Source organism: Agaribacter flavus, assembly GCF_042646125.1.
GTDB classification, from domain to species: Bacteria; Pseudomonadota; Gammaproteobacteria; order Enterobacterales; family Alteromonadaceae; genus Glaciecola; species Glaciecola flavus.
Map to the genome: position 1 here is coordinate 41,150 of NZ_JBHRSW010000039.1, position 14,681 is coordinate 55,830.

The following is a 14,681-nucleotide window of genomic DNA, read 5'->3' on the forward strand; positions in this document are numbered from 1 at the left end:
AGGTGTGCTAAGTATGGGGACTAGAGCTTAGAATGCAACATTTTTTTATCTGTTTGCTCTTGCTGCGTATATGACGTGTATTCTGACAGGGGTAAGGGTTGCGCAATACAAAAGCCTTGCGCAAAGTCCAAGCCAAGTTTACCTACTTGAACCATGACTTCACTGGTTTCGACAAACTCAGCCACTGTTTTTAAATTCATTGCTTCGGCGACATCGCGTATAGAGGTCACCATAGCAAGGTCAATTTTGTCACTAAGAATATCTCGAATAAAGTTCCCGTCAATTTTTAAATAGTCGACAGGTAGGTTTTTCAAATAACTATAACTAGAAAAACCACTACCAAAATCATCCAAAGCGAAGGTGCAACCGAGTTTCCTAAATTCGTTGATAAATTCAATGGCGTCTTTCATTTTAATAATCGCCATTGTTTCAGTAATTTCAAAGCAAATTTTATCGTAAGGTATTTGATATTTTTCAAAAGCGTTGAGTAAGAAAAATCTAAAATCGTCGTCAGATAAAGAAAAACCCGATAAATTGATATTCGCTTTGGCCAAAGTGAGTATGTTTTCTGAATGGGTATTTAGCCACTTAAAGTAGTTTTCGATGACATTCTTATCAATATTGTGACTGATGTGCGCTTTTTCGGCACTTGGCATAAAAAAGTCGGGCGCTACTAAATCATTGTCTTGAGTGCGTAGTCGCACCAAAACCTCGTAATAATCTCGCTCATCTTGTTCGTTTAAAGGTCGGTAGTGTTGGTAAAATAGTTCAACCCCGTCGTCTTTTAAGGCACTTCTAACCTCATTGATCCAGTATAACTCGCGCTGGTAAGAAGAGTGCATTCCCAGCTCTGGGCTATAGACATGAATTTTGTCACGACCGCCTTCCTTGGCAATTAAGCAGGCCGTATCAGCGTAACTTAATAGTTCTTCTGCGCTGGATACCTCTGTTGTATGCACCGCAATGCCAATACTCACACTTTGATTAAATAGATGCCTGTCCCACCTAAAGCCGAAATTACGTACCTTTTCCAGTAATTTAGAAGCAAAATGACGTAATTTGTTGCCATCTTCGTATTTTACTAAAATCCCAAATTGGTCAGCACTCAAGCGTGCAAAGGGGTATTTGTCACTTACTACATCGAAAAGTTCGAGAGATAATTCTTTTATATAAATATCCCCAGCGCTGTGACCACAGGTATCGTTGATAATTTTGAATTGGTCGACATCGAGAAATACAAGTGCAAATGACTGACCTGATTCGGCAAATTTGTCGATCTTTTCGGTCATTATTTGTAAAAAATGACGACGATTGTACAGGCCAGTGAGTTGGTCGTGCGTGTTTAAATACTGTAAGTTTATTTGATGAAGGCGGCGTTCTGTAATATCGAATAGTGAACCAAATTGTAGGGTTTGATCCTTCACTTTTTTTAGTTGGCAAGAAATAGAAAACCAAAATTCGCTTTCATCGCGACGTTTGCCTTTTACTTCTTTGCCTAATACGGTTTGTTGGATGCTCAATTCACCGAGTAGCAAATCGACATCTTTGGTGTCGACAAATAAGTTAACTAGATTCTTGTTGTGTTTGAGAAATTCGGTATTGTTTTTATAGCCAAACAAGCCGCACATGGCAGGGTTGACGTGAATAAAATCGCCATTAGGGTAGGCAGTAAACAAGCCTTCCGCGGCATGCTGAAACAGGTCATTATATTGTTCTAAATGACTGATTTGCTCTATTTGATTGGCGCTGTTTTTTGCTTGAATCGACTGTTCACGACTGATAATCGCTACGCCTATTAGCATTACCCCCAAGCAGCTCAAGGCAAAGGGATAGGGCGCGGCAAAAGACAAATGACTGGCCTGTTGGATAAAGGTAAAAAACTCGATGGCAACCACTAAACCCAAGGTGAGCCACCCTATAAAATATATGATTGCGCTGCGGAGATCGATGGCTTTTCGATAAAATACGGTCGCAGTGAGTTTGCTGGCGAAAAAAATCGCAGCAAAAGATATCAACACAATAAGTTGATAAAAATCATCCAACAATACGATGCCAACAAGCGGCAGAACTAGTAAGACGTAGTGCGCGCGTATCCACACTTCTGATACCGGAGCAAATACGATACGTGTGATCTTTATGGCTGCAAATAGTGTCGATATCAAGCTGATAGCCGTTAGCTCTGCGGCAAAGCTTGGCAACATGAACAAAACCGGCAATATACCTTCTGCGCTTAACATGGTTGTCATGGCCGATACTGAAAAAACACAAAACCAAAAACGAGAAGGGGCATTGCGCAAGATGTAGGTGAACAAAAAATAGGTGGCGAGCAAAGACAAGCCACCTGACATTGCTCCGATTAAGATCAATCGCATACTAGATTGTTTGGCATAGCTCTCTGACTGCCAAAGCTCAATCGGAATAAGACTCAGTCCATCATCCTGAATTTGCAGATATATCGTAAAGCGAGACTCTGCTCTGGAGGTAAAACTCATTTTAAAGCCATTTCGACTCAGATTAGCACTGTTGGACAAGTCATTCAGAAGTCGAGAAGATTGGATAATTCGCCCTTGCTCGTCGAGCAGATATGCTTCAGCTCTATCAATAAAGGTGTTGCCGGCAATTAAGGTGAGCATTTTATTGGCGGTCGATTCGTTAGTCACGCTAAAGCGTAGCCATAAACTGGTATTGGCAGGAATATTGACGATGTCTCGATGCTGTTTCCAATTCGATTTATTTAATACATCGGACAGTAACATACTCTGTTCAGTCAATAAGAACTCGGTACGGTCTGCTAAATTTATGGACGCATCAAAGTCGGCGATGACAGGTTTAAGTGCCGTTTGTGCCCAGCTTACATTTGACCAAGCTATGATTGCGAGTAAAAAGCTAAAAAGTAAATGCCGCAAGTCCTTGCTCATTTTCAGTTTTTTTCTCATTTAGCCAGAATTTACATGGGAAGTGAACACTTATCTTAAATTTTGCCTGATTTTTCATTTAATTGTTAGGGCGGGATTAAACAGTCCAATTGTCATTAAGTTAGCGTCGATATGATCGAATAAATGAAAGAACAGACTTTCGCGATGTTTAGCGAGTTCAAACCACATATCCTCAAGCGTATAGTTGAGCTTTAAAAAAAGCATTTCGTCCTTAAATTTGGCTGCTACCATAATGAGATCGGCAGATATTTCACTTTCGATGTACTTAAGCCCCAATAATTCTAGTAGCTGCTTTGACCAAAGGGTGGCATGTTCAAAATCGGGAAGACTTAGTCCTTTTAGGACAATTGCGTTTTGTATGATGACACATTGACTTGTTTTGAGTAAATCTGGGCTTAACTGCTGCATGAAAGAGCGATACCTTTTTGGTTTTGCTTGGGTGCTTTAGAAAATATTTCAAACTCTGGCTTAAAAAGAGTGGGTTGTGATACAGCCTTGAACAAGCTGTCGCAATAGGTGAAGTCTCCCGTTTCGGCACGGTTAATGGCCTCTTGCATGAAATGGTTTCTGAGGACGTAACGCGGGTTGACTTGATACATACTATTTTGAATAGTATGCCAATCTGCCTTCCCGTTTAAGAGGACGCTTTTGTATTTTAATGCCCATTCAGAAAATGCATCGGAATTTTTGAAATGCTTGGCAAATTCATCTACCTCGCCTTTTTCGATGTCTAACAAATGTTCGGTGAGGTATAAAAAGCTAAGGTGATAGTCGGCAGCTTCGTCGCGCAACAGCGCTAAAAATCCGTTTATGCATGCTGAACTACTGGCGGTATCGTTAGTGTTTAGTCCCAACCTTTGTTGCATTAGATAGCGATAATGTTGCAAAAAGCTAGGTTCAAATGTGGCAAGTGCTTTTTTCAGTTCGTCTATGTTGAGCTTTGAACTAAAAGCATGGGCGAGCGCGTTTAAATTCCAAAGTGCGATACTCGCTTGCTTGTCGAAAGCATAACGGCCGGTGTGGTCAGATTTATTGCATATATAGCCTGGGATATAATCATCTAAGAAGGTATAGGGACCGTAATCAAAGGTAATGCCGTGAATTGACATGTTATCGGTATTCATTACTCCGTGGTTGAAACCGTAGGCTTGCCAGCAGGCAATCATGTGGCCTGTACGCTGACAAATATCTGTGAGCATGGCTAAGTAAGGCTTGTCTTTTCGCGTGCAAGTTTGGAAATAATAGGTGAAACAGTAGTCGAATAGTTGATCGAGTAAATCCCACTGCTTACTGTGAAAAAAGTACTCAAAGTGCCCAAATCTTATATGGCTTGGACAGGTTCTGATTATCATTGCAGCGGATTCCATGAAATCGCGCTTTAAGGGTTCTTCCGACGCGATTAAGCAAAGTGCGCGGGAAGTCGGGATATTGAGTTTGTGCAGCGCTTCACTTGCTAAGTATTCTCGTATACTTGAGCGCAGTACTGCTCGACCATCAGCATGTCGACTGTAAGGCGTTTGCCCAGAGCCTTTGAGATGCAGATCCACAAAAGTGCCTTTTGGGGTTTTTAATTCGCCGAGCAGAACGCCACGCCCATCGCCCAAATGTGGATTCCATTGTCCAAACTGGTGACCGCCATATTTTTGGGCAACACTCTTGATCGCAGGATTATGCGTATCATTGAACAATAAACTGAATAAATACTCACCTTTTAAGCATTCTGTTGAAACGCCTAGTTCATTCGCTAGGCTTTTATTCAGCATGGCTACCCTAGGCGCTTTGACCGGAAAGGGTTTTACAGCATGACAAAGCTCAGGAAGCTGCTCTGCAAAGCGATGGGATAACTGCATATATTTCCTTATTTAATTGCGGAAGGATTAGAGGCTGTTTATCCTTGTGCACATCACATAGTCCCGCCCCACTAGTGCAATGTTGTCTAAGGTTGTTCATTATACGGGTAAACTAAATCAGACTATAGGGAGTAATGATAGTGTGAAAAGGAACAAAGCCATGTTTAACGAAAACAAGACAATGGGCATACTTATCATTTTGACTTGCAGTTTTCTAGCCAGCTGCAAAGACAAGCCTCTTATTGGCATGGAAGACCAAGGTCAAACTAAAGCTGAGCGTTGTGCTGCGTGTCACGGCGATAACGGTATTTCAACCATTCCTATCATCCCTAATCTGGCCGGTCAAAAAGCCGAATACACCGTTTTACAGTTGCAAGCTTTTCGTTCGGGGACTCGCATAAATGCTGCTATGACACCCCATGCAAAGGATTTGAGTGACCAAGATATTGTTGACTTAGCGGCCTACTATGCTGCAATGGATCCTGCAGGGCAATTGGCTACTAATGATTCAAAGGAGTAATTTTATGTTTACAGTACATCACCTCACCGATTCTCGTTCTCAGCGGATTGTTTGGCTCCTTGAACTCATCGGGGTAGCATACGAAATTAAAGCTTATGGCAGGGATCAAAAGACGCATCTTACTCCTGAAAGCTATAAAAAGCTGCATCCACTGGCGGCTGCACCTGTGCTGGAACACAATGGTTTTTTACTCGCTGAATCGGGTGCGATTTGCGAATATGTCATTCAACAATGTGCCGAAGAGAGCAGCTTCTTGCTCCCTGCGCGAGATTCGAAAGCCTACATCGACGTGCAGTTTTGGTCACACTTTGCTGAGGGTAGTTTTATGCCACCTTTGGTTGCATCACTGGTGCTCTCAAAAGTTAAAACCAAGGTTCCTTGGTTGATAAAGGGTATTGCTAGCAAAATAACTAATGGCATTATGGATGCGTATTATGGCAAGGTTATCAAACGGAACTTTGCCTATGTTGAAGCTCATCTAAGTGCCAACCTTTGGTTTGTAGGAGATGAGATAAGCTTAGCTGATATACATATGAGCTATGGTCTGGAAAGAATTTACAATTCAGGGATGATTAAGGATTATCCAAATATGTGCGCGTATGTGGAACGATTAAATAACGAGAGCACTTACGAACAAGCAAAAAATAAGATTAAATTAGCCGAGTCTGCTCTGTGAGATAGCTACCATAGAGCTGTTTAGGTAGATAACCCTTCACAGTATCCTTATACTCAAACGTGTCCCTATTTTGCCGTAAAATTTATTTTTCACGGATGAAAAATCAAAGCGTATATGGATATACTAGTAGCGGTTTTACGGCAAAATAGGGGCACGTCTAAGTGTAAGCGCGCCGTGAACACCCTAAAATTTGTTTTAAATTTTTAATAGCCCAAAAGTATAGTAACTTTTACTCTTGCCAAGAGGAAAAGTACCCCAGTAAATAGTCAATTGCCAGCCTTGCTCGCATAGGTAAAAATCGACGGTTTTGGTAAACAATCCAGCTACTAATTTGCGTATTCCAATAAGGTTCTAGGATAGGAACCAATGTGCCTTGACGAATTGACTGGGTAAAATTGCTTCGGGGTAAATATGCGATGCCAAGCCCTTTTTCACAGGCATTAACCACCGCTTTTGCATGGTTGCATTGGAATTTTCCGTCGACTTTTACACTGCTAACAGTTTTATCAATTTCAAAATTCCAATGGGCATTATTACTGATAATGCATGTGTGTTTTTTTAGTTGATCAGGTTTAGTAGGGGTGCCGTGGCGCTTGAGGTAGTCGGGGCTGGCGGCCGCTAACATGGTGCGATTGACTAGTTTTCGGGCGACCAAACCAGAATCACTTAATTGACCGTAACGGATCACAAAGTCGAAGCCATCTTCAACAAAGTTGACCAACCGACTATTGACATCAATTTCAATTTTTAACTCTGGGTGTTCTACTGCAAAATCAGTGAGAGCAGGTATAACATGTTGCTCAGCAAAAGTGCCGGCTGCGCTTACCTTTAATACACCGTTTAAACGGTATTGTTGAGACATTACTTGCTCGTTGGCGTTTTGTAATCCAATTACTAAGTCTTTGCACTGCTGATAATACAGTATTCCCGCCTTTGTCAGGTTAACTGAGCGTGTTGTGCGCGCCACTAAGTTACATCCCAATCTTTGTTCCAGTCTTGCAATCTGCCGGCTAACATGACTGCTGCTGCACCCGAGAGATTTCGCTGCAGCGGAAAATCCATGTTTTTCAGCAACGGCAACAAACTCAGTAATACCATCAAAACTATCCACGATTAGAGTCCTCTTGTTAATTGTTGCTATATGGCAATAGTAAAATGCAAATATTATATATTATCGATCATATAGAAATAATATATTATTGTGACTATGTAAGCATTTCAACTCAAAGAAGGTCTCTATGAAAAAAGTACTTATTCCCGTCACTAACCACGGAAAGCTGGGCAATACAGAGCAGGAAAATGGCACCTATTCGCCTGAATTGACTCACGTTTTGCACTTATTGACTGAAGCTGGCATTGACTATGACATCGCCTCTATTCAGGGCGGCAAAGTGCCAATTTACGGTACCGACATAGAAGGTGACGATATCAATGACAAGATACTGAGTGACGAAACGTTTCAAATTCGTGTAAATAACAGTATTCCTGTATCGCAGCTAGATATCAAAGACTATCAGGCAATTTTTTATCCTGGCGGATATGGTTTGTTGTCTGACCTTGCAAGCAATGACGAGTTTGCTAAATTGGCAGCCGAGCACTACGAAACTGGCGGTATTTTAGCGGCTGTGTGTCATGGTCCAGCGGCCTTGCTTCCCATCGTGTTGAGTTCAGGCGAAAAACTACTTGCGAGCAAGTCAGTGACCGCCTTTACCCGAGAAGAAGAAATTGATTATCAAACAATTGATCATGTCCCATTTTTGTTGGAAGAATCGTTGGCTCGCAATGCCGCGAGGTACAGTAAGGTACAACCTTGGGGTGAGTTTGTGATTCAAGATGATCGTGTGATCACCGGTCAAAACCCGAGTAGTGCCCATGCAGTAGGCAAAGCGCTAGTTGAGGCATTGGTAGCTTAGATTGCTCTTGCCCCCTATTAGAGGCTAGACTATGTGGGAAAGGGATCGAGCACATGCCTTGGGGGGCAATGCAATTTATCGACAATACTGGTTGAAGGAACAAAAGTGATTGAAATATTCGGTGCTTGCACTTCAATAAATGTACGAAAAGTCCTTTGGGTATCTAAAATACTTGGGGTTGACTACAAAGTTTGTGATATCAAAAAGCTTGATAGAGAAGTGTTGCACCAGCTTAATCCTAATGGATTGGCGCCTGTTATCATCGATACAAATGGCGAAAGCCAGTTTGTCTTATGGGAGTCCAACACTATTATTCGATATCTGGCAGAACGGTACGCAAATGATGATGAGTTTTACCCGACAGATTCAATAAAAAGGGCGCACATTAATCAGTGGATAGATTGGCAGGCTTCAGACTTAAACGCCGCATGGCGACCGGTGTTTCAAACGCGCTTTCGCAATGACAGCAGCTTTAGCGAGCAGCAAGTTGCACAATCCATCCAAAATTGGAACCGACTTATTGCAATACTAGAGGGACAATTGCAGTCAGGTCAGAAATACATAGCAGCAAATCACATCACTCTTGCCGATGTTGGCATCTGTTTGTCAATAAACAGATGGATAGAAAGCAAGGTGAGTCAACCCTCGGCATTCCCTTGTATTATGAATTACTTCAATAGTTTTAATGAGGTATCGGGATTCACTGAATATGTAAACAATGGCGTGCCTTAGGCTGCCTGCTTTTGCTTTTGAAAATTTTCCATAAATGTAAGCATTGAATCAGCAATATGTTCAATCACAGTCATACAAACTGAGTTTCCAAATTGCTTATATATTTGCACTTGAGACACCGCATCAATGATAAAGTTTTCTGGAAATCCTTGAAGTCGAGCACACTCTCTCGGTGTTAGTTTTCTGGGGTTTTTATTCAAATGCGATTGGTCAATGAGTACTTCCGAGCCATCTTTATAATATCTAGCACTTATTGTGTTGGTATACCTTGAATCGCGATTAAACAAAGAATAACCAAATCCATTACCTTTTGCCGCATGTTGTAATTTCCTATTTTGATGACCTTCCCACAATTTGTCCGAAATTGTATACTTGTCTTGCCTTTGAGAAAGGATCAAATCATCTTCTAGGATATCATCAACTTTGGTATCCAACATTGGTGGTGTTGGCCATTCAAATATGCCTTCAAAATCGATATCACCAAAATATTCTCTGTCAAATCCAACAATAAATATACGTTCTCTATTTTGCGGCACACCGAAATCCGCAGCGCGTAAGACCTTGAAATCTACCCAATAGTTTAATTTGTTTCCTAGGGTCGCTTTTGCTTCAGTGCTAATATCGAGCTCTTCACCTAAATGTTCAACTGATTCGCCTCTTAACACATTCAATATTGTCTTTAATGTCCTACCCTTATCATGCCCTTTTAACTGCTTAACATTTTCAAGTAAAAATGCTTTGGGGCGTTTATTTGCTAGAATACGTTGTATTTCGAAAAACAGCGTTCCGCGAGTATCATTAAAGCCTTTTTTTAAACCTGCTTGACTGAATGCTTGGCATGGAAATCCTGCTAGAAGCACATCATGATCCGGAATTTCAGAAGTTTTGATTTTGGTGATGTCACCGCGTGGCATTTCGCCAAAATTCTTCAAATATGTTTTTTGCGCAAATTTATCCCATTCGGAGGTAAATACACATTCTCCGCCAAGTTTTTGAAAAGGTAATCTGATGCCCCCAATACCTGCGAAAAGATCAATAAACTTGAACTTCGAAGTATTCGAGTTACATCTAAAAGGAGCTGAATTTAAGTCGGCTTGCAATTTTGATTCAAGGTTTTGAATATCTTCTAGTTTCTTTTTTGATGGCTTATGTTCCCCCTGCTCCCATCCTCTAACTGTCCTTTCACCTTGTCTACCCAAACCTAATAAGTTGGAAAATTCGGTTCTGCCGAGTCCCAGACGCTGCCGTATACTTTTTACTTCGTTAGACGTAAACTCTTCTGACGCTTTTGACATTTTGACAGTTTTTCCTTATCCGGTTTTATACCCTGTAAATTAGCACTGTATAAAAAGACAGTCAACAAGGAATTTGCAAATTAAATACAGACAAATAGGTTAGCTAAATGAAGATATTGAACATGGAAGTAGTAGCAGAGCCAACTAGCCCATACGATACTGAAGAGAGTGAAAATACGAGATCAATCTATAATCATTTTTTATTGCCTTTGCAACAGTTACTTGTTTCACATATTGACCCAAAAACCGAGACATATTCACACATTGATTTTGATACGATCAAGACGGGGATAGAGGGGATAATCGATAGGGTGCCCGAAGGTACTATTGCCCGAATAAAAACAATTGGCATTGATGGAAAATCGATTTCAAGCCCACAATGGAAAAGTGCAAAAGCCCACAGGGGGCTGATGTTTTTTCTTCAGTATTTTCCCGAATTTAGTAACTTGATTGCGAATGTCAATCTCCTAGCCTCCATCGCAATTAAATCTGCAGAAGTACATTTGAAAGAAAAAATTAGTGCCGAGAACTTTGTACAAGCAAAAGCATTTTATGATCAGATAAATAGGCAAAGATGGACTAGACCATTAACTCCGAGTGAACAGCAAAGTGGCGTATCAAACTTAGGCAGTTTTTCAGAGGCATTGATACAAAAAGCACTCGAAGGATTTATTGATGGTAAGAATTTTTTCAAAACAAACAATCCTAAAGTACAATCCTATGGTGACTTTGTACTTATGTGCCTTCCTAACAATTTGTGGCTTTCAGTAAAGTCAAATTTTGCTCGTGAGCGACTGTTAGCGTCCGGATATACGACTGACATAATAGGGGTTGGTTTTTTCACGGATAGTAACGAATTCACTAGTTCTGCGAAAATACGCAACTTCCAAAGAGTTGGCTTTCTGGCAATGTATTTGCCTGATATTCCAATATCTGAGAATCAAATAAACGACCAATCGAACACATACAGTGAAGTGGTGAGGTTTTACAATGGCATAGACAATTTGCCGGTCAATATCAATGGAACAAAGTTCATTAGACCTCTCTCGTCACTTTCTAGTGATTTAGGACAATTGTTGAAAGAACCAAACCTAGCTAATCGAATCGCGAGTGACTTCTAGCTTTTTCTCAAGCAACATCTTCTTAAAGGCGGATCTGCTGATCTGAGCCTTGTTTCAGATAAAGTCCTTGTTTTAAAGAAACGACCTTTCAAGGTGTGAGCTATTGGCTGCTAAGTACTCTTCAATTAAATGAATAAACGGCTCACCATAGCGTTCTAGTTTTGTTTCTCCTACGCCGTTTACTCGGATAAAGTCGCTTTTTGACGTCGGAAGTTTAGCTGTCATGTCCGCAAGGCTCGCATCACTGAAAATGACAAAGGCGGGTAGATTGTTTTCGTCGGCAATTTGTTTTCGCAATTGTTTGAGCTTGGCGAATAATTGTTTATCAATATTGGTGGGGACGTATTTGTTCTTTTTAGCAGCACTTACTGACAGGCGAGGTAATGCCATTTCGATAGTCTTCTCACCTTTTAATATCGGCCTTGCACTTTCATTCAGTTGCAAAATACCGTTGCGGGTCATGTCAATGTAAACTAAGCCTTGATGAATAAGCTGTTGAATAATATTGTGCCAATAGTTGTCAGACTCTGTTTTTCCAATCGCATATGTACTGAGTAGATTGTGTTGATTGTCGATGATTTTACGAATGCTTTTTCCACGAAGCACATCAATAACGTATTGTGCAGAGGTGTCAGACTTTAAACGATAAATACAGGACAATACCATTTGGGCTTGTCGAGTAGCGTCAAACATTTTAGGTGGATCTTGGCATATGTCACAATTTCCGCATGGTTCGCCTAAATAGTCAGAAAAATAATTGAGCAATACCTGACGTCGGCAAGTTTGTGATTCGGCAAATGCTTGCATGGCATCAAACTTTTGCATTTCAATTTGAAACCGTTCCGGTGTGGCACCATCCGCAATCCATTTTTTGATCCGTGCGGCATCGCGCTCATCATATAACAACAAGGCCTCTGCTGGCATACCGTCTCGTCCGGCTCGCCCAGTTTCTTGATAAAATGATTCTACGCTTCGAGGCACATCGTGGTGTACTACAAAGCGAACATTGGACTTATTAATGCCCATCCCAAAGGCGACCGTTGCAACCACTACTTGTAACTCGTCACGCAAAAAACGGTTTTGTACGTCTTCGCGTTCGTCATTGCTTTTACCCGCGTGGTAGCCATCACATGGGATACCTGCATGTTGTAGTTTTAGAGTAAGATCGTCGACTTTTGCTCGGCTGCCACAATAAACGATACCGCCGTTACCACCCTGTTGTTCAACGAAACTGACAACTTGGTCAAAGCCTTTATATTTGCTAAGTAAATTGTAGCGAATATTGGGACGATCAAAGCCTCCACGGTAAACAAAGGGGTCATGCATGTTTAACTGATGCAATATGTCAGCTTGTGTGGCAGTGTCGGCGGTCGCAGTCAAGGCAATGATTGGGGTATTAGGAAAGTTATTTTTTAGTTGACCCAAAGCGCGGTAGTCTTGTCGAAAGTCATGCCCCCAGTGGCTGACACAATGCGCCTCATCTATTGCAATTAAACTCAAGTCAAATTCGCTAATGTGCTGCAAAAAGTAGTGCCGTAATAGTTTTTCTGGTGCGACATAGAGCAAGCGAATATCGCCGTCTCCCAAAGACTTATATATGCGCTGTTCTTCTTCCTTTGATAGTGACGAGTTTAAGTAAGCTGCTTTTACGCCTTGTTCGCTTAGTTGTTGAACTTGGTCTTGCATCAAGGAAATAAGAGGAGAGACAACCAGGGTTAAGCCCTCAAGCACAAGAGCCGGAATCTGATAGCAGATCGACTTACCACCACCGGTTGGCATGAGCACTAGTGTATCGCGTTGATTGAGTACGGCAGAGATGGCTTCCCATTGTCCTTCGCGAAAACTGTCATAGCCAAAACTTTGTTTAAGGGCGTGTAAACTTTTTTCTTGTAATGTATTTAACTCGGTAGACAAATTGGCACTGCTCTGAGAAACATCTGGTGGAATTTTTAGTGCATGATAGCACGTTTGATTTGTGCCATCATAGCTGTACCGGCGGCTATTTGTCCTTGTTCAAAACTTGTTGCTTGCACGTATTACCTTACTTTGAAAGAAGCTTTATTTACTCGGTAAGTGCCATATCCAGCTAGCAACAACTAAAAGTACTACAGAAATACTGAGTGCTAGCCATATGTTTGTTTGGCTAGTCCAAATTACAACACAGCTTATACTCATGAACACCGTAGACGCCCACTTAGCCTTTAGTGGCACAACTCTGCGTTCTCTCCATTTTTTAATGTGTTGGCCGAAGGTTTTATGTTGAAGCAACCAAATTTCGAGTTTTGGCCATCCTTTACTGGCGCACCAAGCGGCAAGTAAAACAAATGGAACGGTCGGCAGACCCGGTAAAAGGATGCCAATCATGCCTAGTGTCAGTGCGCTAGCCGCCGCTATTCGCCATAAGCTTATTATTACTAACTCTCTCATTGTACACCTTACTTGCCAATCCAACTGTTTTTCATCATGTATTATTCAAAGAATAATGAAACTAATTGGCATTATTTGTGTTCATATTATACTCAGGCATTGTAGTAGTTAAGCGTTTCAACAGACACCAATCGGCCTGTGTTAATATTAAATCGCTCTCTGTCAACTGTGTCTTATACTGAGTGTTGGGCTTGGGGGCAATAATAATGAGGTGAATCTTATGAAAATTCTAGCCACAAGTCTTGCCGTAGGCGCATCACTGTTATTAAGTGCTTGTGTAAGCACAGAAGCGCCGTTACCTAAATTTGATGAACTTCTCAGGGCAGAGACACAACAAGACGGCCGAGCCTGTATCGAGCAACGGCACATACGCGGTTTCGGTACTCTAGAGGACAGTGTGATAAGTATCGATGCAATTGGTAAAGAGGAGTATTACTTGGCGACTACCCTTTACCAATGTCATTCTTTGCTGACCGATTTTAGAGTGGGGTTTAAAGGCGCATTTACTGAGCTGTGCGGCGGGGGGCGAGACAGAGTGATAACTTCTCAGGAATCGTGTCCAATTAAAAGTATTTTTGCTTTTGAATCCAGAGAGGCTGCCTTTGCTGCTTATCAGAATACCTTAAATATCAGGCAAGAACTTCGAGAAAAAAACAAAAAGGACAAAAATACCAAAGACACCGAGTCTGAAAGTGAAGCTGTGTTGATTGCCAATAACTAGAGCAAGATTCCCAGTACTACATAAACCTTCATCGGTTCAACGCTGCTTTGTTCTGTGAATATACAGACTAAAGAATAAAGACAAGGACGTCGAGTAAACGCTACAATGCTGTATTGTCCAATGATTTGTGAGTGAAAAAGTACCTCTGTTGGTAAGAAGTCAGTCAGGTATCTGTTTTTTGGCAATTTAATATATGCAGCAGCGAGTTTTGTTGGTTGAAGATGATGAGGATTTGGGTCAGTTAATGGTGCAGTTTATACAGGCTGATGGGTTTAGTGTAGATTGGCACCGAAGGGGTGAGCTAGTTTTGTCTTCACTTGCTTCGTTGAGGCCTGATATCATTTTAATGGACGTGCATACGGCTAGCGCATTTTAACGATAGATTCTAAAAGGGTTTCACGGAGTATAAGATGGATTAACACTACTTACTACCCTCTGTGACAGCTGACTTTAAGGCTTTTTTGATGCGTTGCAGATTCAAAAACAGCGG

The 14,681-nt window shown here is 41.4% G+C and carries 14 protein-coding genes; 7 read left to right on the top strand and 7 right to left on the bottom strand.

The window, feature by feature from the left end; all coding sequences use genetic code 11:
• Positions 1-20: 20 nt before the first annotated feature.
• The 3 genes from ACFOHL_RS14940 to ACFOHL_RS14950 are packed head-to-tail and all read right to left on the bottom strand — an operon-like array spanning position 21 to position 4,786.
• Positions 21-2,936 carry an EAL domain-containing protein gene (locus ACFOHL_RS14940; RefSeq protein ID WP_376921046.1) on the bottom strand — a complete coding sequence of 972 codons (2,916 nt, stop codon included), beginning with the start codon at positions 2,934-2,936 and terminating at the stop codon, positions 21-23.
• A gap of 54 nt (positions 2,937-2,990) precedes the next feature.
• Positions 2,991-3,344 carry a DUF3630 family protein gene (locus ACFOHL_RS14945; RefSeq protein ID WP_376921047.1) on the bottom strand — a complete coding sequence of 118 codons (354 nt, stop codon included), beginning with the start codon at positions 3,342-3,344 and terminating at the stop codon, positions 2,991-2,993.
• Positions 3,332-4,786, bottom strand: coding sequence for a protein adenylyltransferase SelO (locus ACFOHL_RS14950; RefSeq protein ID WP_376921048.1), 1,455 nt, complete (start codon positions 4,784-4,786; stop codon positions 3,332-3,334). The genes ACFOHL_RS14945 and ACFOHL_RS14950 overlap by 13 nt, the downstream gene beginning before the upstream one ends.
• Positions 4,787-4,928: 142 nt before the next feature.
• Between ACFOHL_RS14950 and ACFOHL_RS14955 the strand changes: the two genes are divergently transcribed.
• Together ACFOHL_RS14955 and ACFOHL_RS14960 are read left to right on the top strand one after the other, a co-directional pair.
• Positions 4,929-5,306, top strand: coding sequence for a c-type cytochrome (locus ACFOHL_RS14955; protein ID WP_376921049.1), 378 nt, complete (start codon positions 4,929-4,931; stop codon positions 5,304-5,306).
• Between the two features lie 4 nt (positions 5,307-5,310).
• Positions 5,311-5,982, top strand: coding sequence for a glutathione S-transferase family protein (locus ACFOHL_RS14960; RefSeq protein ID WP_376921050.1), 672 nt, complete (start codon positions 5,311-5,313; stop codon positions 5,980-5,982).
• Positions 5,983-6,211: 229 nt separating this feature from the next.
• Here the strand turns inward: ACFOHL_RS14960 and ACFOHL_RS14965 are convergent, their stop codons facing one another.
• The gene (locus ACFOHL_RS14965; RefSeq protein ID WP_376921051.1) at positions 6,212-7,093 is read right to left on the bottom strand and encodes a LysR family transcriptional regulator; all 882 of its coding nucleotides are present in this window, start codon (positions 7,091-7,093) and stop codon (positions 6,212-6,214) included.
• A gap of 127 nt (positions 7,094-7,220) precedes the next feature.
• On the opposite strand from ACFOHL_RS14965, the gene ACFOHL_RS14970 reads away from it, so the two are divergent.
• Both ACFOHL_RS14970 and ACFOHL_RS14975 read left to right on the top strand, forming a co-directional pair.
• Positions 7,221-7,895, top strand: a complete 675-nt coding sequence (locus ACFOHL_RS14970; RefSeq protein WP_376921052.1) for a type 1 glutamine amidotransferase domain-containing protein — start codon at positions 7,221-7,223, stop codon at positions 7,893-7,895.
• A 105-nt stretch (positions 7,896-8,000) separates the two neighbouring features.
• Positions 8,001-8,627, top strand: a complete 627-nt coding sequence (locus tag ACFOHL_RS14975; protein WP_376921053.1) for a glutathione S-transferase family protein — start codon at positions 8,001-8,003, stop codon at positions 8,625-8,627.
• On the opposite strand, the gene dcm is transcribed toward ACFOHL_RS14975, so the two are convergent.
• Positions 8,624-9,922, bottom strand: coding sequence for a DNA (cytosine-5-)-methyltransferase (dcm, locus tag ACFOHL_RS14980; RefSeq protein WP_376921054.1), 1,299 nt, complete (start codon positions 9,920-9,922; stop codon positions 8,624-8,626). The genes ACFOHL_RS14975 and dcm overlap by 4 nt on opposite strands.
• Before the next feature lie 107 nt (positions 9,923-10,029).
• Here dcm and ACFOHL_RS14985 point away from each other — a divergent pair, with 107 nt between their 5' ends.
• Positions 10,030-11,043, top strand: a complete 1,014-nt coding sequence (locus ACFOHL_RS14985; RefSeq protein ID WP_376921055.1) for a hypothetical protein — start codon at positions 10,030-10,032, stop codon at positions 11,041-11,043.
• Between the two features lie 72 nt (positions 11,044-11,115).
• Here ACFOHL_RS14985 and recQ read toward each other — a convergent pair whose 3' ends face one another.
• Both recQ and ACFOHL_RS14995 read right to left on the bottom strand, forming a co-directional pair.
• Positions 11,116-12,957, bottom strand: coding sequence for a DNA helicase RecQ (gene recQ / locus ACFOHL_RS14990; protein ID WP_376921056.1), 1,842 nt, complete (start codon positions 12,955-12,957; stop codon positions 11,116-11,118).
• Positions 12,958-13,101: 144 nt separating this feature from the next.
• A complete protein-coding gene (locus tag ACFOHL_RS14995; protein ID WP_376921057.1) occupies positions 13,102-13,470 on the bottom strand; it encodes a YbaN family protein in 369 nt (122 codons plus the stop codon).
• A gap of 220 nt (positions 13,471-13,690) precedes the next feature.
• Between ACFOHL_RS14995 and ACFOHL_RS15000 the strand changes: the two genes are divergently transcribed.
• Both ACFOHL_RS15000 and ACFOHL_RS15005 read left to right on the top strand, forming a co-directional pair.
• On the top strand, positions 13,691-14,191 hold the full coding sequence (locus ACFOHL_RS15000) for a DUF6491 family protein (RefSeq protein ID WP_376921058.1): 501 nt from the start codon (positions 13,691-13,693) through the stop codon (positions 14,189-14,191).
• Between the two features lie 193 nt (positions 14,192-14,384).
• A complete protein-coding gene (locus tag ACFOHL_RS15005) occupies positions 14,385-14,567 on the top strand; it encodes a response regulator (RefSeq protein ID WP_376921059.1) in 183 nt (60 codons plus the stop codon).
• Positions 14,568-14,681 lie beyond the last annotated feature (114 nt).